Origin of the sequence: Bordetella sp. N, assembly GCF_001433395.1 — a bacterium.
In the GTDB taxonomy this organism is placed as follows: Bacteria; Pseudomonadota; Gammaproteobacteria; order Burkholderiales; family Burkholderiaceae_B; genus Bordetella_C.
The window spans coordinates 6,556,002-6,576,595 of record NZ_CP013111.1 but is presented as its reverse complement, the minus strand read 5'-3'; the positions used below and the strand labels follow the sequence as shown (position 1 = coordinate 6,576,595).

General features: G+C 66.5%; 16 protein-coding genes. 8 read left to right on the top strand and 8 right to left on the bottom strand.

Features of this window, described 5'->3' with window-relative positions:
- Positions 1-86 precede the first annotated feature (86 nt).
- The 5 genes from tkt to ASB57_RS28370 all read left to right on the top strand — a co-directional run bounded on the left by tkt (position 87) and on the right by ASB57_RS28370 (position 8,647).
- Positions 87-2,165: a transketolase gene (gene tkt, locus ASB57_RS28390; RefSeq protein WP_057655271.1), complete on the top strand. Its 2,079-nt coding sequence runs from the start codon at positions 87-89 to the stop codon at positions 2,163-2,165.
- Entirely contained in the window at positions 2,162-5,008 is a 2,847-nt protein-coding gene (locus ASB57_RS28385; protein ID WP_057655269.1) for a bifunctional transaldolase/phosoglucose isomerase, read from the top strand. The genes tkt and ASB57_RS28385 overlap by 4 nt, the downstream gene beginning before the upstream one ends.
- 149 nt (positions 5,009-5,157) lie before the next feature.
- Positions 5,158-6,135: a phosphogluconate dehydrogenase (NAD(+)-dependent, decarboxylating) gene (gene gnd / locus ASB57_RS28380; protein WP_057655268.1), complete on the top strand. Its 978-nt coding sequence runs from the start codon at positions 5,158-5,160 to the stop codon at positions 6,133-6,135.
- On the top strand, positions 6,135-7,664 hold the full coding sequence (zwf, locus tag ASB57_RS28375) for a glucose-6-phosphate dehydrogenase (protein WP_057655266.1): 1,530 nt from the start codon (positions 6,135-6,137) through the stop codon (positions 7,662-7,664). Before gnd ends, zwf begins: the two co-directional genes overlap by 1 nt.
- The gene (locus ASB57_RS28370; protein WP_082621903.1) at positions 7,646-8,647 is read left to right on the top strand and encodes a Cof-type HAD-IIB family hydrolase; all 1,002 of its coding nucleotides are present in this window, start codon (positions 7,646-7,648) and stop codon (positions 8,645-8,647) included. The genes zwf and ASB57_RS28370 overlap by 19 nt, the downstream gene beginning before the upstream one ends.
- An 89-nt stretch (positions 8,648-8,736) precedes the next feature.
- Here the strand turns inward: ASB57_RS28370 and ASB57_RS28365 are convergent, their stop codons facing one another.
- Entirely contained in the window at positions 8,737-9,903 is a 1,167-nt protein-coding gene (locus tag ASB57_RS28365) for a mandelate racemase/muconate lactonizing enzyme family protein (protein ID WP_057655264.1), read from the bottom strand.
- Between the two features lie 206 nt (positions 9,904-10,109).
- Between ASB57_RS28365 and ASB57_RS28360 the strand changes: the two genes are divergently transcribed.
- Positions 10,110-11,042 carry a LysR family transcriptional regulator gene (locus ASB57_RS28360; protein ID WP_057655262.1) on the top strand — a complete coding sequence of 311 codons (933 nt, stop codon included), beginning with the start codon at positions 10,110-10,112 and terminating at the stop codon, positions 11,040-11,042.
- Here ASB57_RS28360 and ASB57_RS28355 read toward each other — a convergent pair.
- Both ASB57_RS28355 and ASB57_RS28350 read right to left on the bottom strand, forming a co-directional pair.
- Positions 11,031-11,546 (bottom strand): hypothetical protein, encoded by a 516-nt coding sequence (locus ASB57_RS28355; RefSeq protein ID WP_197424878.1) that lies wholly within the window; start codon positions 11,544-11,546, stop codon positions 11,031-11,033. The genes ASB57_RS28360 and ASB57_RS28355 overlap by 12 nt on opposite strands.
- Positions 11,547-11,758: 212 nt before the next feature.
- The gene (locus ASB57_RS28350; protein WP_057655259.1) at positions 11,759-12,742 is read right to left on the bottom strand and encodes a D-2-hydroxyacid dehydrogenase; all 984 of its coding nucleotides are present in this window, start codon (positions 12,740-12,742) and stop codon (positions 11,759-11,761) included.
- Between the two features lie 225 nt (positions 12,743-12,967).
- On the opposite strand from ASB57_RS28350, the gene ASB57_RS28345 reads away from it, so the two are divergent.
- Entirely contained in the window at positions 12,968-13,480 is a 513-nt protein-coding gene (locus tag ASB57_RS28345) for a DUF2501 domain-containing protein (RefSeq protein ID WP_057655257.1), read from the top strand.
- 22 nt (positions 13,481-13,502) lie between these two features.
- Here the strand turns inward: ASB57_RS28345 and ASB57_RS28340 are convergent, their stop codons facing one another.
- The 5 genes from ASB57_RS28340 to ASB57_RS28320 form a co-directional block, all read right to left on the bottom strand.
- The gene (locus tag ASB57_RS28340) at positions 13,503-14,894 is read right to left on the bottom strand and encodes an MFS transporter (RefSeq protein WP_057655254.1); all 1,392 of its coding nucleotides are present in this window, start codon (positions 14,892-14,894) and stop codon (positions 13,503-13,505) included.
- 128 nt (positions 14,895-15,022) lie between these two features.
- Positions 15,023-15,640, bottom strand: a complete 618-nt coding sequence (locus ASB57_RS28335; RefSeq protein WP_057655252.1) for a phosphatase PAP2 family protein — start codon at positions 15,638-15,640, stop codon at positions 15,023-15,025.
- A gap of 90 nt (positions 15,641-15,730) precedes the next feature.
- On the bottom strand, positions 15,731-16,426 hold the full coding sequence (locus ASB57_RS28330; RefSeq protein WP_231755281.1) for a lytic transglycosylase domain-containing protein: 696 nt from the start codon (positions 16,424-16,426) through the stop codon (positions 15,731-15,733).
- Between the two features lie 235 nt (positions 16,427-16,661).
- Positions 16,662-18,086 (bottom strand): DUF1501 domain-containing protein, encoded by a 1,425-nt coding sequence (locus ASB57_RS28325; protein ID WP_057655249.1) that lies wholly within the window; start codon positions 18,084-18,086, stop codon positions 16,662-16,664.
- On the bottom strand, positions 18,083-19,672 hold the full coding sequence (locus tag ASB57_RS28320) for a DUF1800 family protein (protein ID WP_231755280.1): 1,590 nt from the start codon (positions 19,670-19,672) through the stop codon (positions 18,083-18,085). Before ASB57_RS28320 ends, ASB57_RS28325 begins: the two co-directional genes overlap by 4 nt.
- A 442-nt stretch (positions 19,673-20,114) precedes the next feature.
- Between ASB57_RS28320 and ASB57_RS28315 the strand changes: the two genes are divergently transcribed.
- Complete coding sequence (locus ASB57_RS28315; RefSeq protein WP_057655247.1) at positions 20,115-20,594, top strand: hemerythrin domain-containing protein; 480 nt, start codon at positions 20,115-20,117, stop codon at positions 20,592-20,594.

Genomic DNA, 20,594 nt, shown 5'->3' with positions numbered 1-20,594 from the left:
GGCGGCGCCGTCCGGCATGCGGCTTGCGCGTTCGCGCGGTTCACGTCGCCGCAATGGCGCCCCCCTGGCATTCCGTGAGAGCTTCGATGACCCCCTCCCCCACCCCCGCATCCGACCCGCTCGATCAACTGGCGATCAACACCCTGCGCACCCTGGCGATGGACGCCGTGCAGAAGGCCAACTCCGGCCATCCTGGCACGCCCATGGCCCTGGCCCCCGTGGGCTATACGCTGTGGAGCCGTTTCCTGCGCTATGACCCCGCGCATCCCGACTGGCCCAATCGCGACCGCTTCGTGCTGTCCGCCGGCCATGCGTCCATGCTGCTGTATGGCCTGCTGCACCTGGCCGGCGTGGTTGAACTGGACCGCCATGACAAGCCCACCGGCAAGCCGGCCGTCAGCCTGGACGACATCAAGCAATTCCGTCAGCTCGACTCCAAGACCCCCGGCCATCCTGAATACGGCCTGACCACCGGCGTGGAAACCACCACCGGCCCCCTGGGCCAGGGCTGCGCCAACAGCGTCGGCATGGCGCTGGCCCAGCGTCACCTGGCCAGCCGCTACAACCAGGCCGGCAAGACCCTGTTCGATTACAACGTCTACGTCATCTGCGGCGACGGCGACATGATGGAAGGCGTATCCGGCGAGGCCGCGTCGCTGGCGGCCCACCAGAAGCTGGGCAATCTCTGCTGGATCTACGACAACAACACCATCAGCATCGAAGGCCACACCGAGCTGGCCTTCACCGAAGACGTCGCGGCCCGCTTCGCCGCCTACGGCTGGAACACGATCCACGTGCGCGACGCCAACGACACCGAGGCGCTGGCGCGCGCCATCGAACAATTTCAAGCCACCCATGACCGTCCCACGCTGATCGTGGTCGACAGCATCATCGGCTACGGCGCCCCGCATAAGCAGAACACCGCGGCCGCGCACGGCGAAGCCTTGGGCGAGGACGAAGTGCGCCTGGCCAAGAAGGCTTTCGGCTGGTCCGAAGACGCCCAGTTCCGCGTTCCGGACGAGGTGCGCGACCGCCTGCGCGATGCCATGAAGCAGCGCGTCGACAAGGGCTGGCAGCAATGGCAGGACAATTGGAAGGCGCTCGACCCGGCCCTGGCCGCCGAACTGCGGCATCAGCTGGACATCACCCTGCCCGAAGGCTGGGACAAGGACATTCCGGTCTTCCCGGCCGACGCCAAGGGCAAGGCCACCCGTGAAACCGGTGGCCAGGTCCTCAATGCCTGCGCCAGGGACATCCCGTGGATACTGGGCGGCGCAGCCGATCTGGCCCCGTCCACCAAGACTCTGCTGACCTTCGACGGCGCGGGCAGCCTGCAGGCCGACACGCCCAGCGGACGCAATATGCACTTCGGCGTGCGCGAACATGCCATGGGCGCCATCGCCAACGGCATGGCGTTGTGCGGCCTGCGCCCCTATACCGCCACGTTCCTTATCTTCAGCGACTACATGAAGCCGCCCATGCGGCTGGCCGCGCTGATGGAGCTGCCGGTGGTCTTCGTGTTCACTCACGATTCGATCGGGCTGGGTGAAGACGGGCCGACCCACCAACCGATCGAACAAATGGCGCAGCTGCGCGGCATCCCCAGCATGCGCGTGCTGCGGCCCTGCGACGCCAACGAAACGGCCGAGGCCTGGCGCATCGCCCTGCAACAGCAGCATCGCCCCACCGCGCTGGTGCTGTCGCGCCAGCCGCTGCCCACCCTGGACCGGACCAGGTACGCCGCCGCCAGCAATACCGCGCGAGGCGCCTACGTACTGGCCGACTGCGCCCCCAAGACCCCGCAGGTCATCCTGATGGCCACCGGCAGCGAGGTGGCGCTGTGCCTGCAGGCCTATGAACAATTGAAGGACGAGGGCATCGCGGCCCGGGTCGTCTCCATGCCCAGCTGGGATCTGTTCGAGGAGCAGGACGCTGCCTACCGCGACAGCGTGCTGCCCCCGTCCGTGGCCGGCCGGGTCGCGGTGGAGCAGGCCGGCCCGCTGGGCTGGGACCGCTATGTGGGCGCGACAGGCGATAAGATCGTGATGCACAGCTTTGGCGCATCGGCGCCGATCTCGAAATTACAAGCGAAATTCGGATTCACGATAGAAAATGTGGTGCGCGCCGCGCGCGACCAGGCCAAGAAGCACGGGAGTATTCAATGAGCACTGACAGCAACAACAAACTGCGCCAACTGGCCCAGGCCGGCCAGGCCATCTGGCTCGATTTCCTGAGCCGCGAATTCATCGCCAACGGCGGGCTGGCCAAGCTCGTGGCCGAGGACAGCCTGACCGGCGTCACGTCCAATCCGTCCATTTTCGAAAAAGCCATCGGCCACGGCAGCGCCTACGACAGCGCCATGAACGACTTCCTGGCCAAGGCGGACAACGACGCGGGCGCGGTGTACGAACACCTGGCGGTCCAGGACATCCAGGCCGCCGCCGATGTGCTGCGCCCGGTCTACGACAAGCTCGAAGGCAGGGACGGCTACGTCAGCCTGGAAGTCTCGCCCTATCTGGCCTACGACACCGAAGCCACCCTGGTCGAGGCGCGCCGCCTGTGGCAGGCCGTCAAGCGGCCCAATGTGATGATCAAGGTGCCCGGCACGGTGCAGGGCGTACCCGCCATCCGCCAGCTGATTTCCGAAGGCATCAACGTCAACGTTACCTTGCTGTTCTCGCGTGACGCCTACGCCCAGGTGGCCGATGCCTATGTCCAGGGACTGGAGCAACGCGTCAAGGCCGGCGGCGACATCTCCCGCGTGGCCAGCGTCGCCAGCTTCTTCGTCAGCCGCATCGACGCGCGCATCGACAAGGCCATCGCGGACCGCGTGGCCGGCGGCGCGCCCGAGGCCGGCGCGCTGAAGGCGCTGCAAGGCAAGGTGGCCATCGCCAATGCCAAGCTGGCTTACCAGGACTACCAGCAACTCATCGCCAGCCATCGCTGGAAGGCCCTGGCCGAGCACGGCGCCCAGCCGCAGCGGCTGCTGTGGGCGTCCACCGGCACCAAGAATCCGGCCTATCCCGCCACGCTTTACGTGGACACGCTGATCGGCCCGAATACCGTCAACACCATGCCCTCGGCCACCATGGATGCCTTCCGCCACGGCGGCACGGTGTCCCCCGCGCTGACGCAGGACGTGGCCGGCGCGCAGCACATCCTGGACGAAACCCAACGGCTTGGGCTGCACCTGGACGACGTCACCACCGACCTGGTGGACGACGGCGCACGCCAGTTCTCGGACGCCTTCGATGCCCTGCTGGGCTCGGTGGCGAACAAGCGCAACACCTTTTTGGGCGAGCGCCTGAACGGGGTTGCCTATCAACTGCCGGAGGCCCTTGAAGATGCCGCCGGCAAAGCGCTCGAACGGGCTCGCGCCGAAGGCTGGTCGCGCCGTCTGTGGCAAGGCGATGCCAGCATGTGGACGGGCGGCCCGGAAAATAAATGGGTGGGCTGGCTCGCCGCCGGCCAGGGCAAGCAGGCCGACCGGGCCGCCATCGCCAAAGTGGCGCAGGCCGTGCAGGCCGCCGGCTACACGCATGCCGTGCTGCTGGGCATGGGCGGGTCCAGCCTGGGCCCGGAAGTGCTGGCGCAAACCTTGGGCACCGCGGGCAAGGGCCTGAAGCTGCATGCCCTGGACTCCACCAGCCCCGATGAGATCGGCGCGGTGGAACGCGCCATCGACATCGCGCGCACGCTGTTCATCGTGTCCAGCAAATCCGGCTCGACCTTGGAACCCGAAATCCTCAACGCCTATTTCCATGCCGCCACCGTGAAGGCGGTGGGCGCGGACAAGGCCGGCGACCACTTCGTGGCCGTCACCGACCCCGGCTCCAAGCTGGAAGCGGCCGCCAAGGCAGCGCGCTATCGGGCCATCTTCCATGGCGACCCGACCATCGGCGGCCGCTACTCGGTGCTGTCGGTATTCGGCCTGGTGCCCCTGGGCGTGCTGGGCCACGATGTCGCGGCCTTCATGGACGCGACCCAGCCCATGGTGCGCGCCTGCGGTCCGTCGGCGCCGCCCGCCGCCAATCCTGGCGTGCGCCTGGGCGCCGTGCTGGGCGCGGCCGCCGTGTCCGGCCGCGACAAGCTGACCGTGTTCGCATCGCCGACCCTGGCCAGCGTGGGTTCGTGGCTGGAACAGCTGGTGGCTGAATCCACCGGCAAACATGGCAAGGGCATCGTCCCCGTGGACCTGGAACCGGTCGGCAAGCCCGACGATTACGGCCAGGACCGCGTGTTCGCCTACCTGTATTGCGCGGGCGATGACGACAAGCTGGACGCCCCCATACAGGCCCTGGCCGATGCCGGCCATCCGGTGGTGCGCGTCACCTTGCCGCGCGCCGACGCGCTGGGCCAGGAATTCTTCCGCTGGGAAGTGGCCACCGCCGTCGCCGGCGCGGTGATCGGCATCGATCCCTTCGACCAGCCCGACGTCGAAGCCAGCAAGATCAAGACCCGCGCATTGACGGATGCGTACGAAAAGACCGGCAAGCTGGCGCAAGAAACCCCGCTGCTGACCGACGGCGACCTGACCTTCTACGGCGATGACGCGCTGCGCGCCGACGGCACGCTCGATGGTGTGCTGGGCGCCCATCTGGCGCGCCTGCGTACGGGTGACTACGCCGCCGTGCTGGCCTACATCTCCCGCAATCCGGCGCATGAAGAAGCCATCACCACGTTGCGCACGCTGTTGCGCGACCAGCGCCGCGTGGCCACGGTAGGCGGCTTCGGCCCGCGCTTCCTGCACTCCACCGGCCAGGCCTACAAGGGCGGCCCCAACAGCGGCGTGTTCCTGCAGATCACCGCCGACCCCGAGCACGACCTGCCCATCCCGGACCGCAAGATCAGCTTCGGCACGGTACAGGCGGCGCAGGCCATCGGTGACCTGCAGGTGCTGGCCGAACGCGGCCGCCGCTACCTGCGCGTCCACATCGCGGGCGGGCGGGTCGACGCCGGCCTGGCGCGCCTGGTGGAGGCCACCACGCGCATCTTGCAGAAACGCTGAGTTCCTGGACCACCGGGCGACTGCCTTCGCGGGCAGCGCCGGGGGGCCCGGGACCCTCGATCAACGGCGCCGTTGCACCGGCACCGACGCCGCGCAGCGGATGCCCTCATGGCCGTCGCTGCTCCCATCGTCCAGACAGGAGAATGGCAATGCAACTCGGACTGATCGGCCTCGGCCGCATGGGCGCGAACATCGCGCGTCGCCTCATGCGCGACAAACATGATGTGGTGGTCTACAACCGCAGCCTGGACAAGGTGAAGTCCTTGCAGGACGAAGGCGCGGTGGGCGTGGACAGCGTGGAAAAGCTGGTGGCGCAATTGGCCAAGCCGCGCGCCATCTGGGTCATGTTGCCGGCCGGCAGCGTGACCGAGCACATGATCGATACGCTGGCGGGCCTGCTGGAACCCGGCGACATCATCATCGACGGCGGCAACACCATGTACAAGGACGACATGCGCCGCGCCAAGGCCTTGCGCGAAAAGAAGCTGGAGTACGTCGACGTCGGCACGTCCGGCGGCATCTGGGGCCTGGAGCGCGGCTACTGCATGATGATAGGCGGCGAGGACAAGGTGGTGCGCCATCTGGACCCCCTGTTTTCCTGCCTGGCGCCGGGCCTGGGCACCATCGACCGCACGCCGGGCCGCGACGGCCACGACGACCGCCCCGAGCGTGGCTACATCCACGCCGGCCCGGCCGGCGCCGGCCACTTCGTGAAGATGGTGCATAACGGCATCGAGTACGGCCTGATGCAGGCCTATGCCGAAGGCTTCGACATTCTGAAGACCAAGAACTCCGATCAATTGCCCGAGGACCAGCGCCTGGACATCAACGTCGCCGATGTGGCCGAAGTCTGGCGCCGCGGCAGCGTGGTGTCGTCCTGGCTGCTGGACCTGACCGCGATCGCGCTGGCCAAGGACGGCAAGCTGGCCGGGTTTTCCGGCGACGTCGCCGACAGCGGCGAAGGCCGCTGGACGGTGGACGCGGCGGTCGAGCAGGCCGTGCCGGCGCCCGTGCTGGCCACGTCCCTGTTCGCGCGCTTCCGTTCGCGCCAGGACGCCACCTTCGGTGACAAGATTCTGTCCGCCATGCGCTTCGGCTTCGGCGGCCACGTAGAGGAAAAGAAATAATGGCAGCAAAGAAACCCAAGCCCTCGCGTACCGAGAAAGCGCCCCCCGTCGCGCTGTTCCTGTTCGGCGCGCACGGCGATCTGGTCAAGCGCCTGCTGGTGCCGTCGCTCTACAACCTGACCCGCGATGGCCTGCTGGACGATGCCCTGCGGGTGGTGGGCGTCGACCACAACACGGTCAGCGACGAGGACTACCGCAACCGCCTGCTTGAATTCATGCGCGAAAGCCGTCCCAAGGCCAAGGAAGGCGGCCCGGATGGCGATGGCTTCGACGAAAAACTGTGGGACAGCCTGGCGCCCCGCATTTCGTATCTGGAAGGCGACTTCCTTGACGACGGCACCTACCAGCAGATCGCCAAGCGCATCGAGGAGTCCGGCACCAAGAACGCCATTTTCTACCTGGCCACGGCGCCCCGTTTCTTCTGCGACGTGGTGCAGCGCCTGGCCAATGCGGGCCTGCTGAAGGAAGGCGAAGGCGAGTTCCGCCGCGTCATCATCGAGAAGCCGTTCGGCTCGGACCTGCAGACCGCGCAGGAACTGAACGCGCGCATCCTTTCCGTGATGGACGAAAAGCAGATCTATCGCATCGACCATTACCTGGGCAAGGAAACGGTGCAGAACATCCTGGTCAGCCGTTTCGCCAACGGCCTGTTCGAGGCGTTCTGGAACAACCACTACGTCGACCACGTGCAGATCACGGCGGCGGAAACCGTCGGTGTGGAAACGCGCGGCAATTTCTACGAGATCACGGGAGCCCTGCGCGACATGGTGCCCAACCACCTGTTCCAGTTGCTGGCCATGGTGGCGATGGAGCCGCCGGCCGCCTTCGACGCGGATTCGGTGCGTAGTGAAAAAGCCAAGGTGGTGGCCGCCATCCGGCCGTCGACGCCGGACGAGGCCTTGCGCAATTCCGTGCGCGGGCAGTACACCGCGTCCGAGGCCGACGGCAAGCACCTGAACGGCTACCGCGAGGAAAACCGCGTGGCGCCCGACAGCACCACCGAAACGTATGTGGCGCTCAAGCTTTGGGTGGACAACTGGCGCTGGGCCGGCGTGCCGTTCTATCTGCGCACCGGCAAGCGCATGGGCGTCCGTAATACGCAGATCGCCATCTGCTTCAAGCCGGCGCCGATGTCGCCGTTCCGCGATACGCAGGTGGATGAGCTGCGGCCCAACTACCTGATGATCAACATCCAGCCTGACGAAGGCATGTGGTTCGACTTCCAGGCCAAGCGGCCCGGCACGTCGCTGACCATCGACAACGTGGAGATGGGTTTCGCGTATGCCGACTTCTTCACCATGCGGCCGTCGACCGGGTACGAAACCCTGCTGTACGACTGCATGACGGGCGACCAGACGCTGTTCCAGCGTGCCGACAACATCGAGAACGGCTGGCGCGCGGTGCAACCCTTCCAGGAAGCCTTCCGCGATTATCCCCACGTCGAACCCTATGCCGCCGGCTCCGTCGGCCCCAAGGCGGCCGACGATCTGCTGGCGCGGGATGGACGGTCATGGCACAGCCTGAAGTAGATGGAGGCGGACTGGCCACCGGCGGCGGAAAGGCCGGCTTCGCGGTCACGGGGAGCGGGGCGCCGCGCAAGATCGCCGGCGGACACGAACCCGACGCCGCCGCGCGCGTGCGCGTGCGGGCGGGCGTGGCGACCGACAAGCCGGTGAACACATCGGGCATCGCCCTCTTGGTGTCCGATGTGGACGGCACGCTGCTGCGCCCCGACAAGAGCCTGGCGCCGGCCACGGTGGAAGCCGTCAACCGCCTGCGCGCGGCCGGCGTGCGTTTCACGCTGGTCAGCGCGCGACCGCCGCGCGGGATGTTGCCGCTGATCCAGGCCCTGAACATCAAAGTGCCGACGGCGGCTTTCAACGGCGGCGCCATCGTCGGCGCGCGCGGCGAAGTCCTGGAATCCACCCGACTGACGAGTCGCGATGCCCGTACCACGCTGGACCTGCTGCTGCCGGAGCCAGTGGAAACATGGGTCTTCGCGGACGACCAGTGGCTGCTGCGCGACCCTGACGGCGAGTACGTCCCGCTGGAAAGAAAGACCCTGGGCTATGACGGCGTGGTGGTCGATGATTTCTCGCCTTACGTGGACCGCATCGACAAGATCGTCGCCGCCAGCTCGGACCCCGCTTTGCTGGCCCGGCTGGGACAGACCTTGAACGCACGCATCGCGCCGCATGCCTTGGCCATGCAATCACAGACTTATTACCTGGACATCACGCATGCGCGCGCCAACAAAGGCGACGCGGTGTCGGCCCTGGCGCGCCAGGTCGGCGTGCCGCTGACAGCCGTTGCCGTCATCGGCGACGGCGATAACGACGTGCCCATGTTCAAGCGCGCCGGACTGTCTATAGCCATGGGGCAGGCGAACGCCGCCGTGCGGGCGCAGGCGCGCCGCGTCACGGGGCCCAACGATCAGGATGGCCTGGCCCAGGCGATCGATCAGATCATCCTGGGCCAGGCCGGGACAGGTGGAGCGGCGGGGCACGGTTGAAGGGAAGGAAGCGCCCCTGGCTAGGCGCTCCCGGCTAGGCGCCCCTGGCTAGCCGCCCGCAGCTAAGCGCCCCTGGCTAGCCGCCCGCCTCAATCCGACAGCGCGCGCATTTCCTTGATCAGGTCCGCCTTGCCCTCGAAGCCGATACCAGGCAGGTCCGGCATGGTGATGTAGCTGTTCTCGACCTTCACGCCGTCGGGGAAGCCGCCGTAAGGCTGGAACAGGTCCGGATAGGATTCGTTCCCGCCCAGCCCCAGGCCGGCGGCGATGTTCAAGGACATCTGATGGCCGCCATGCGGCACGCAGCGGCTGGGCGACCAGCCGTGCTGGTGCAGCATGTCCAGGGTGCGCAGGTACTCCACCAGGCCGTAGCTCAGGGCGCAATCGAATTGCAGCCAGTCGCGGTCGGGACGCATGCCGCCATAACGGACCAGGTTGCGGGCGTCCTGCATGGAGAACAGGTTCTCGCCGGTGGCCATGGGCTTGTCGTAATAGTTGCGCAGGGTCGCCTGCAGTTCGAAGTCCAGCGGATCGCCGGCTTCTTCGTACCAGAACAGGTCGTACTGCGACAGCGCCTTGGCATAGGCAATGGCCGTATCCAGGTCGAAGCGGCCGTTGGCGTCCACGCACAGGCGCTGGCCATCCTGCAGCACGCTAAGGATCGAGTCGATGCGGCGCAGATCCTCGTCCAGCGAGGCGCCACCGATCTTCTTCTTGACCACGGTGTAGCCGCGATCGAGATAGCTGCGCATCTCGTCCTTCAGCTTGCCATGGTCCTGGCCCGGGTAGTAGTAACCGCCGGCGGCGTAGACGAAGACCTTGCGATTGGGCGTGCCGTTGCCGTAGCGATCGGCCAGCAGCTGGAACAGCGGCTTGTTGGCAATCTTGGCGACCGCGTCCCAGATCGCCATATCCATGGTGCCGATGGCCACCGAGCGCTCGCCATGGCCACCAGGTTTCTCGTTGAGGAACATGGTCTGCCAGATCTTGTGCGGATCCAGGTTCTCGCCGCTTTCATCGATCAGGGAATCCGGGTCGGCTTCCAGGATGCGGGGGATGAAGCGCTCGCGCATCAACATGCCCTGGCCATAGCGGCCATTGGAATTGAAACCGTAGCCCACCACCGGCTTGCCGTCGCGGATGACATCGGTGATGACGGCCACCAGGCTCAGGTTCATCTTGCTGAAGTCGATGTAGGCGTTGCGGATGGGCGAGCTGATGGGAACGGTCTTTTCCCGGATTTCTACGATTCTCATGATGTCTCCTGCTAGACGCGGATTAGGGCTGAGGGCGCCGATGGGTACCAGGCCACGGGCTTGCGTGCCTGAGCGATGGCGCGGCATCCCGCCGCGCCACGCCTGCCTGCCGGCGGCCATGTCGTGGGAGCAAGATTAACGAATCGCACGCAAGAAAATATTCACTATAAGGAAAAAGAATATTCACCTTGAGTTATAAATAGACGATGAAAAACGATCCCTCCTCGGAACTGGTTTTCTTTGCCCTGCTGGCCCGGCTGGGGAGCCTGTCCGCCGCCGCCCGCGCGCTGGACATCACCCCGCCCGCGGCCACCAAGCGCCTGGCCCAGATGGAACAGCGGCTGGGCGTGCGCTTGGTCAACCGCACGACCCGGCGAATCAGCCTGACCAGCGACGGCGAGACCTATCTGGAACACGCCACCCGCATCCTGGCCGACATCCGCGCCATGGAAGACCAGCTGGCGGGCAGCCGGGCCGAACCGCGCGGGCTGCTACGGGTCAACGCCACCCTGGGCTTCGGCCGCACCGTGATTGCCCCGCTGGTCTCGGATTACGCGCGTCTGCACCCGGACGTACAGGTCCAGCTGGAGGTCACGGATCGCCCCGTGGATCTGGTGCAGCAAGGCTATGACGTGGCCGTGCGCTTCGGCCAACCGGCCGACAGCCGCCTGAGCGCGCGGCGCCTGCTGAGCAACCGGCGCTTCCTGTGCGCGTCGCCCAGCTACCTGAGCCGCCACGGCGTGCCGCAGACGCCGGCGGCGCTGCAGGAACACCGCTGCATCATCCACCGGCAGAACGACGAGGCCTATGGCGCCTGGCGCTTCACCCGCGAGCGCCAGACCGAGGTGGTCAAGGTCGGCGGCGCGCTATCCAGCAACGACGGCGACATCGTGCTGGGCTGGGCCCTGGATGGACACGGGATATTGGTGCGTTCGGAATGGGACCTGGCCAAGTACCTGGAAACGGGCCGCCTGCGGCGCCTGCTGCCGGCGTACACGCTGGAACCGGCGGATCTGTTCGTCTATTACCCCAGCCGCCAGCACATGTCCGCGCGGGTGCGCGGCTTCATCGATTTCCTGACCGCCCATTTCGAGACGCCGCCCAAGCGCGCGCCCCGGGGCAGCGGGTCAGATGGATAGGCGGGGACGGCCGCGCAGGAACTGCGCGGATGCCAGCAGGTCCTGCTGGCGGGGGTCGACCTCGGGCGCGACGATGGCTTCGCGCATGCGGAATTCGAGTACCCAGACCCAGGGATTGACGGCCCAGGCGCGCGCGCCGTAGGTCTCGCACCAGCTCAAGGCGAAGATGGACTTGATCGGCATGCCCGGCAGGAACCCGCCGCGCGCCGTGGTCTGGTTGACGCAGCCTTCCGCGGCCACGTCGGCGTCGCTGATGTCCTGCAGGCGTTGCAGCCGCAGGCCGACCAGCAGGGCCAGGGCGAAGGCATTACCTTCTTCGTCATACAGGGGAATGGTCTGCCCGGGTTCGCCATAAGGACAGGTGGCGCTGCGCACGCGCCGGCGCGGCGGCCGGCCAGGCACCGGTTCCTCGACGGCAACCCACTTGGCGTTCGGACCCATTTCGCGCAACCAGCCGGACGTACTCTGCGGCGGCTGCGGCTTCAGAATGCGGCGTGTCTGCACTTTGCGCCCATCAAGGATGGGCGCGATGAGGTCTGGAGCGAATCGTAGAGGTTGCCCTTTCATTACTAAGCGAAGCTTGAAACTCGGCCCGGATGATACCGCAGTGCAAGCCCGGGCCGCCGAAACCGGCCCAGGCGAACGAATTATGCACGTTTTTCAATGCCTTATCTGTATCAGCCCCATTTTTGCGGCTGATACAGTTTTGCGGAAATTCAGGGATGATCCGCCGCCCAGCGGCCCAGGAAATCCAGGAAAATGCCATCCACCCGGCCGGCATTGCCGTCGGAGTGCCCGGCGGAATGTGGCGTGGCGATGACATTGGGCAGTTGCCACAGGGGCGATTCCGCCGCCAGCGGCTCGTGTTCGTAGACGTCCAGGTAGGCCCCGGCCAGGCGGCCTTCGCGCAGCGCGGCGATCAATTCAGCTTCGCGCACCACTTCACCCCGCGCGACGTTGATCAGGCAGGCGCGCGCCGGCAGCGCGGCCAGCATGGCGCCATCGACCAGGAATCGGGTGCGCTCGGTCAGGGGGCAGGCCAGCACCAGCCAGTCGGCATCGCCCAGGATGGACGCCATGTCCTCGAATGCCACGCATTCGTCCGCGCCCTCGACGGCCTGCGCGCTGCTGCGCACCACCGACACGCGCAGGCCCAGCGCGCGCAGCAGTTTGCCAAGGCCCTGGCCGATGACACCCCAACCGACGATCACGGCTTTCTGGCCCCGCAGGTCGCGCGGCATGGTCAGCTCGCCGGCCTTGAGCCAGCGGTTTTCGCGTTGCGCCCGCATCAGCTCGGGGAAATGGCGCGCCAGCGCCAGCAGGCCGGCCAAGGCATTCTGCATGACCGGCTCGGCGTTGGCGCCGGACGAAGGCGTAACTTTCACGCCGCGCGCGATCAGTTCCGGAAAGATGGGGCGATCCAGTCCCGCCGAGTGGACGTGCACCCATTGCAGGGAGGGCGAGGCGCGCAGCGACTCGTAGAACGCTTCCAGCGATTCCGTCAGAACGTGTTTGGTGGAACTTCCGGTAACTTCACGCGAGATGTAGGCGATGTCGGCGTTACCATGGGCATGGCCTCGCGTCGCTTCAGCGATAAGCAACTCATGGGGACGGCCATCCAGCACTTTTTCCACCCGCTCGCGCAAGCGGTCCGCCGTGGCGCGGGAAAGCAGGATACGTAGCGGTTGCTGGTTCGACATGCGGAGTCCCCTCGGAGTATGTATTCGCGTTAATGGCGCCCGGCCCTCTCGATGAACCCGGCGGCGTTGCATTGCGGGCGCCCGGACCTGGCGCCGGACGCCGCACATTATCGCGCGATCCCTTCATCGCCACCTGAATGGCGCATTGCACCGCCGCCGCCATGGCGCCGCGCGCAACAACCGCATGGTTGCCGCGCGCTCGCCCGAACGACCCAGGAGTCCGATATGACACGACATCCCCAACTTTCCCGCGGCACGGCCAGACTGGCACGCATGCTTGCGCTTGCCGCGGTGACGGCCGCGGCCGCCACGACAGCGGCCGTCGGGACGGCCAGCGCCCAGTCCCTCAACAAGCTCGAAGGCGTGCTGGGCGGCAGCGGACACAATGCAAGCTCGGGCTCCAGCAGCGGCGGCGCCGCGGCGGCACTGGGCGACCTGGCTTCCGGCAACCTGAAATCGGGCAGCCTGGGCAATGCCACGGGCGTGCTGCAGTACTGCATCAAGAACAATTACCTGAGCGGCAATGGCGTGACGTCGCTGAAGGACAAGCTGACCAGCCGCATCAGCGGCAGCAGCGGGCAGCCGGCGGAGAAGAACGACGACTATCTGTCGGGCGCCAAAGGAATGCTGAAGACCGGCGAAGGCAAGAGCCTCGATCTCAGCAGCGACGGCCTGAAGTCACAAGTCACGAAGAAGGCGTGCGACGCCGTGCTGGCGCAGGCGAAAGGCTTCCTCTAAGGCTCGCGCCCTTCAGCGCCCTTCAGCGCCCGCCAGCCAGCTCGCGGCCGGCGCCGCGCGGCATGCGCGCGGTGACCGGCACCGATGCCACCGAGAACAATCCCAGCACCACGAAGGCGGGCCAGAAGTCGGTCCAGACGATCTGCGGGTGGCCCTGGACGATGTGCGACAGCTGCAGCACGATGCCCGCCACCACCACGCCCAGGCCCAGCGACATCTGCTGGATCACGGACGCCAGGCTGGTGGCGCGGCCGACGTCCGCGCTCTCGATCTCGGCGTAGGCAAGCGCGTTCAGCGCAGTGAATTGCAACGACGGAAACACGCCGCCGAACAGCACGATGCACCAGATCACCAGCCGCGACATGCCCGGATGGAAGACGCCGTAGACCGCGATCGCCAGGCCCGCCAGAATCGCATTGGCCATCAGCACCGGACCGAAGCCGAAGCGCCGCAGCACCGGTTGCGCCACCAGCTTCATGAACAGCGCGCCGAAGGCCGACGCGCAGGTGATGGTGCCGGCCTCGAATGGGGTCATGCCCAGGCCTTCCTGCAAGGCCAGGGGCAGCAGAAAAGGTATCGCACCCAGCCCGATGCGAAACAGCGAGCCGCCGATGACGGCCGTGTGAAACGTGGGCACGCGCAGGAAGCTCAGGTCCAGCAAAGGCTTCTCGGCGCGGCGCGCGTAGACCACGTACAGCAAGACCAGGATGACGCCCACCGCCAGCATGATGATGTTGTCGCGCGTATCGAGGATGTCGCTGCCCAGCAAGGACATTGCCAGCATGAACAGCGCGGCACCTCCGCCCGACAACAGGAAGCCCAGCCAGTCCAGCCGGCCCGGATGCGGCATGCGCGTGTTCTCGATGTGGCGATTGGTCAGCCAGATGCCGAGGATGCCGATCGGCACGTTGATGAAGAACATCAGGCGCCAGTGCAGGTAGGTGGTGATGAAGCCGCCCAGCAAGGGGCCGACCACCGGGCCCAGCAAGGACGGGATGGTCAGGTAATTGACCGCGCGCACGAAGTCGGCGCGCGCCACCGAACGGAAAATAATGATGCGGCCGACCGGCACCATCATGGCGCCGCCCACGCCTTGCACGAAGCGCGCCAGCACGAAGGTGAACAGTGACGTCGAGGCCGCGCACAGCAGCGAGCCCGCGATGAACACGCCGATGGCCGCGCGAAACACCGTGCGCGAACCGAAGCGGTCCGCCACCCAGCCGCAGATGGGGATGAACACACCCAGGCCCACCACGTAGCTCGTGACCGCCAGCTTCAAAGTGATGGGATCCTGGCCCAGATCACGCGCCAGTTCCGGCAGGGACGTGACCAGCACCGTGGCGTCGACGTTCTCCATGAAAAGCGCGCAAGCGACGATCAGGGGAACGATAAAAGCGCCCAGGGCAAGTGGCATGGCTGGCGTGAAAGACGGCAGGGGTGAGACGAAGTCGAGGCGTGATTATGACACCGACGCGCCGCGCGCCTTTCGTTTCAGGCCACTGTCAACACGGCGACAGCCAGCGTTCAGATTACCCTTGCCGTTCAGCGTTTCCAGTTCAGGGCCTGGCGCGTATAAGGCTGTTCGGCGCCCGACAATTTGAGCGCCATGATCACCACCAGATCGTGCGTGCGGGCTTTCGGCGCGACGCCATAGCTGACCGCGGCGGACAGCAGGAAACCCAGCGCCACCGCGCCCACGCGCAAGCCCGAGCGATGGTCGGGCCACTTCACCAGCACCACGCCGGAAGCCAGGCCGCCGATCAGCAGGCCCGAGATCACCTCCGACGGCGAATGGGCGTTCAGGTACAGGCGCGAGATGCCGATCAGGATGGCCAGCAGCGCGCCCGCCGCGGCACCCCAACGCGCGCCGCGCGCCGAATGCACATTGCCCAGGGCAAAGCCCAGCACGGGATAGATGGCCGCGCTGACCATCGAGTGGCCGCTGAAACCCGTGAAATCGAGGGCTTCCCAGCCGTAGCCCCAGCCCAGGAACGCAAGCTTGGAAACGAGCACGACCGACGCGGCCAGCGCGCACGCGCAGGCCCACTTGAAAACCGTGGCGCGCTCCGAGGACACCAAAAACAGCGTGGCCACCACGGCAGCCGGCACCAGCAGACGAGACTCGCCGATGTCCGACAGAAATACCCAAAACGCATGCATGCCCTGACCTGCCCTGTAGAAAAGATTCAGCCGTCTGACCGCGCGGGGGTCGCGAAGTTCATCCAGGGCCGGCGTCCCCGTTAATGCCCGTCAATGCCCGTTTTTATACCGAGCGTACAAAGCGATGACGTCGCGCACATATTGCCGGGTTTCCGCATAAGGCGGCACGTCATCGTACTTGGCCACGGCACCGGGCCCCGCATTGTAGGCGGCCAGGGCCAGGTCCAGACGCCCGGGGTAACGATCCAGCAGGCTGCGCAGATGGCGCGAGCCCGCATTGACGTTGGTGGCCGGGTCCACCAGCGCCGCTTCGATATCTTCCTGCTTCACCAGGCTGGCCGCCGTGCCGGGCATCAGCTGCATCAGGCCTAGCGCGCCCTTGGGCGAGCGGGCGTCCTTGCGGAAGCCCGACTCCACCGCGATGATGGCGCCCAGCAAGGCACTGTCCACGCCTGCCGCGGCCGCGGCCTTGGTGATGATGCCGCGGTAGCTTTCCATGCCCGGATGCCCGAACAGATCGCGCACGCGCTGACCGTCGTCGTTGCCATCCAGATCCACCGCGCCCAGTGCGGCGATGTCCGTCAACGTCAGCGGCCGGCTCTGCGCCAACAAGGACACGGGCGCCCGTGCCTTCGCGCGTGACTGGGCTCGCTGGTAATACTTGGCGTATCCCTTGGGCACCACCATGGCGCGTGGAATACCGAACGGGTCCCGGTAACGGTAGATCTCGCCGGCCTGGGCGGCTTGCGGCCCCATGGCCAACGCCGTCACGCTCAACAGGCCCACCAGTGCTGCCCGACTTGCAAAACCCGGCCTTGCCGGGGATGGCCACAGTGTCATCATCGTCGTCGCATTCCGTGACCCGACGCATACACGCGTTCCTTGTCAGCGCGTCGCGCCGCCTGTGTCCGCCCCCGGAAAACGCATCATGCAGCAGCGGCGCCGCGCTTGTCTCTCAGGCCGATGGAGGAAGAAAACCATCCCTCCAGGCGATGGCAGCCCGGACCTTTCGACCCTGGTCCTAAGCCTTGGCGGGATCCTCCATGAACCCCAGATCGTGGCCGTCGAAGCGGCGCAGGTTCGGAAAAACGTCATTGAGCGACGCAGCCCCCGCCCCGAACCAGCTCGCCAACGTGGCGCCGAACTGGTCCACCGCCACGTCAGGCAACATGCGGCCATGATCGACGAAACCGGGACCATCCAGGGCCAGCTCGGGATGCTTGCCGTAGAAGCGCCCACCGCGCACCGCGCCGCCCATGACCAGGTGGTGGCCGCCCCAGCCGTGATCGGAGCCATTGCCGTTGGACACCAGCGTTCGGCCGAACTCCGATGCCGTGAACGTGGTGACCTGGCGCGCCACGCCCAGGCCGTCCAGCGCCTGCTGGAACTCGGCCATGGCGCCGCCCAGTTCGCGCAGCAGGCCGGGGTGGATGTCGTTCAGGCCATCATGGTTGTCATAGCCGTTCTGCGTGACGAAGAACACCTGGCGCCGCATGCCCAGGGTGTCGCGCGCGGCGATCATGCGCGCCACGATCTTCAGCTGCGCGGCCAATGGCGTGGCGAAGGCGCCCGCCACCGTCGTGCGCGCCAGCGCGGTCCGCAGGCGCGCATCGGCGCTGATGGAACGCGCCACGGTGGCCGCATGCTGACGCTCGAACAGATGCTCGTTGGATTGCGTGATCAATTGCCGCAACAAGGCGGTGCAGGTGCTCGACCCATAGGTGTCCCGCTGCAGCAGTTCGATAGGCGTGGAACCCGCGGGGCTGACCCGGTAAGCATTGACGTGATGGCCCGCGAGCAACAGCGCGCTGCCGCCGGCGGTGACCCCCGTGAACGTGGCATTGCCATTGGCCGCCAGGAACAGGTCCGCCAGCCGCCCGCCCCAGCCGGACGTCGCGCCTTCCGGCGCCAGTGCCTGCCAATAGGACTGCTGGTCGTTGTGCGAGAACAGCTTGGGCGGCAGCGGCACGCGCGCGCCGACGTAGTCGCGCTTGCTGGTCGGCACGGACAAGGGCCCCACGTTCAACTGCACGGCCAACTGGCCCCGTTCGAACCACGGCAGCAGCGGCGCCAGGCCGGGCGCGAGAGCAAAGGCCTGGTCGCCCGGCAGCGCGTCCCTGGGCTTGAGCGCCGTGGCGCTCAGCTTGTCGCGGGCCAGGGCGATATCCGCGCGCGCCTGGAAATAACGGGCGTGACTCGCGGGATCGTAAGGCACGATGGTGTTGTAGGGATCGTTACCGCCGTAGAGAAAAACGCAGACCAGGGCCTTGTAATCGTTGACGGGCGCCGCGCCTGCCGCCGGGTTGCCGCCTGCCGCCTGCGCGGGCGCGGCGACGGCCGCCGCCGCGCCCAGCGCGGCCAGTTGCAAGGCCAGCGGCGCGGCGCTGCCGCTCACACCCAGCAAGGAAGCACGCCGCAGGAATTCACGCCGAGTCGCATCTGTCATTTCTGCACCAGGTATTCAGGCGTGGCGGCGACCAGCGTGATGGCCGCCCGCACGCGATCCAGTTTGCGCTGCGCGGGGATCTCCGCCACCGCGTTCGCGATGACTTGGGTTGTGGCGGTGCTGAACGCGTCGCCCGCCAGCAGCAGCACGATATGCCGCAACAGCGCTTGCGTATCGTCGGCCAGAGCGACTTCCGCGGCGTAATCGGTCTGCAGATCCTCCCAGCCCCGATCGACATAGATCGCCAGGAAGTTGAGGTAGCCCGCCACGCTGGTTTCGTCGGTGATCTGGAACTCCGGCGCCACCAGGCCCATTTGTGCAATGACCGTGTTGGGCGGTGTAAAGCGGGGGCGAAAGAAATTGAACACGGACGGCGCCTTCAAAGGGCTCTGCCCCAGGCGCACCGTGCTGTCGGTGGTATCGGGCATCTCCCACTTGCCGTTGCGGGACGTGGCGCCGAAGGCCCGCGCCCAGGCCGCGAAGCGCACGATGGGTTCACGCACCTTGCCCCAGGTCGGCGACTCGAGATCGGGCTGGCGTGCGTCGCGATCCAGCAGCACGGCCCGCAACACCGCCCCCAGGTCCCCCCGCTGGCCCTTGCCGTTGTCGGCGAACACCGCCGCCACGCGCCCCACATAGGCCGGGCTCGGATTGCTGGTGACCAGCCGCTGGATGAGTTGGGTGCCGATGAAAGGACCGACGTTGGGATGGGCGCACAAGGTGTCCAGGGCGATACGCAGGGATTCGACCCCGCCGGTGCCCGGCGCGACGACCTTTCCCAGAAAGCGCTTTTCCGACATCGAATGGTTGGCGGGATTCAGGGCCATGGGGCGGCGCTGGCACTCCGGATCGGTTTCCGGGCCAGCCAGGTCCCAGCCGGTGAACACTTTGGCCAGGCCGCGCACGTCGTCGTTGGTATAGGTTTCCACGGCCTTGCCGTCGCGCAGCTTGAGCGTGCCGTCGGGATTCAGTTCGTACAGGCCTATCGTGAACAGCTGCATCACCTCGCGTGCGTAGTTTTCGTCGGGTGAGCGGCCGGTCTTCACATCTTCCTTGCGGCTGCCGCGATAGGTCAGCATGCAGCCCATCTGCAGGCTGCGGGTGACGGCTTCCAGCATGTCGCGAAAATTGCCCAGGCTGTGCGCGGCCAGGGTGTCCATGAAGGCCGCCCCGCCAAACATGGGCCAGGAGGCGGAAATGGACAGGGTGTTGATGACGAAGATTTCCGAGAACGCGAACGCGGCGCGTGTGCGCAACTGGTCGGGCGCCGCGATGAATTTGCGCCACAGCGTGGCTTCCAGCGGGGCATTGATGCCGTTGCCCTTGAAGGCTTCGGTATTCCTGCCCGTGGCCACCAGCCAGTCGAAGTGCGTCTGCGACGGCGGCGCGGCCCGCTGCTCGTCGATCCAGCGGCCATAACCGATGGCCACGACGCGCTCGATCTCGGCTCGGGTGGGACCGAAAGTGGCTTGCGCCAGGAAGCGCGAAGCCTGGCCCGGCGTGGGACGGTCGGCGGCGGCGGGCGCCGCCGACGCGGACGGCGCGGCGGAAGAGGATGTGGGCATGGCGGGCATTGAAACGGGCATGGCCGCCGCCACGGCGCGCTTTGCAAGGCTTGAACGAGCCGGACCGGGGCCTGATCGGAGCCTGGTCCGGGGCCGATCGAGCATGCTCTGCCGCGCCGCAGCGAAAACCACTAACGTGGATCACCATAGCCACGCCGCGCGGCCCTTACAACCGCTGCCTATGGCGGAGCCCGACTAGACGACTGGTGGATCCTCATCCTTAAAGGGGGCAATCCGTGGCGGCGCTTCCTCGGTAATTAGGATGGTGGCGCGGGCGGGGTCGTTTTGAATAAGCTCAATCTGACAGCAGCCTTGCGCAAGGCTACTCATCACCGGAACGCCCGGCGGCGCAGATGGTCGCAGCTTCGCGTCCCCGATTCCCCCTCCCGCATGACCAGGCACGGCACTTGCTAATGTGCTGCGCCGCGCCATTGCGGCAACCCCGCGGATTAGGAGAATGTTTATGGACAAGGCTGATATTCCTCTCGCCCAGCGCGACGCTCTAGGTCTGATGCTGGACGACCACCTCAAGATCAAACACCTTTTCAAGGCTTTCGGCCGTGAAAAGGATGCCGAGACCCGCGAGGCCATTGCCCACGAAGCGTGCCTGACCCTGACGGTCATCGCGCAAATCGAGGAAGAGCTCTTCTACCCCTACGTCCGTGCCCAGAACGAGGCGGCTTTTGGTCCGCTGATCGACAAGGCCATGGTGGAGCATTCGTGCATCCGCAGCCTGATCGCGCAGATCCAGGGCATGACGTCGGAAGACAGCCTGTTTTACGCCAAGGTGGCCGTGCTGGGTGAATTGACCAGCCACCACGTCAACGGCGAAGAGGGCGAGCTGTTCCCGAAGCTGATCGTCATGAACGAAGACTTGCGCGAAATCGGTGCAAAGATGCACCAGCGCAAGGAAGAAATTACCGTCGAAGCGCACATCGCTTAA

Coding starts and splice junctions, on each gene's coding strand:
- ASB57_RS28325 (WP_057655249.1), bottom strand. CDS start 18,086: ATGACAGATGCGACTCGGCGTGAATTCCTGCGGCGTGCTTCCTTGCTG.
- ASB57_RS28335 (WP_057655252.1), bottom strand. CDS start 15,640: ATGCATGCGTTTTGGGTATTTCTGTCGGACATCGGCGAGTCTCGTCTG.
- ASB57_RS28370 (WP_082621903.1), top strand. CDS start 7,646: ATGGCACAGCCTGAAGTAGATGGAGGCGGACTGGCCACCGGCGGCGGA.
- ASB57_RS28320 (WP_231755280.1), bottom strand. CDS start 19,672: ATGCCCGTTTCAATGCCCGCCATGCCCACATCCTCTTCCGCCGCGCCG.
- zwf (WP_057655266.1), top strand. CDS start 6,135: ATGGCAGCAAAGAAACCCAAGCCCTCGCGTACCGAGAAAGCGCCCCCC.
- tkt (WP_057655271.1), top strand. CDS start 87: ATGACCCCCTCCCCCACCCCCGCATCCGACCCGCTCGATCAACTGGCG.
- ASB57_RS28385 (WP_057655269.1), top strand. CDS start 2,162: ATGAGCACTGACAGCAACAACAAACTGCGCCAACTGGCCCAGGCCGGC.
- gnd (WP_057655268.1), top strand. CDS start 5,158: ATGCAACTCGGACTGATCGGCCTCGGCCGCATGGGCGCGAACATCGCG.
- ASB57_RS28350 (WP_057655259.1), bottom strand. CDS start 12,742: ATGTCGAACCAGCAACCGCTACGTATCCTGCTTTCCCGCGCCACGGCG.
- ASB57_RS28340 (WP_057655254.1), bottom strand. CDS start 14,894: ATGCCACTTGCCCTGGGCGCTTTTATCGTTCCCCTGATCGTCGCTTGC.
- ASB57_RS28365 (WP_057655264.1), bottom strand. CDS start 9,903: ATGAGAATCGTAGAAATCCGGGAAAAGACCGTTCCCATCAGCTCGCCC.
- ASB57_RS28315 (WP_057655247.1), top strand. CDS start 20,115: ATGGACAAGGCTGATATTCCTCTCGCCCAGCGCGACGCTCTAGGTCTG.
- ASB57_RS28345 (WP_057655257.1), top strand. CDS start 12,968: ATGACACGACATCCCCAACTTTCCCGCGGCACGGCCAGACTGGCACGC.
- ASB57_RS28360 (WP_057655262.1), top strand. CDS start 10,110: ATGAAAAACGATCCCTCCTCGGAACTGGTTTTCTTTGCCCTGCTGGCC.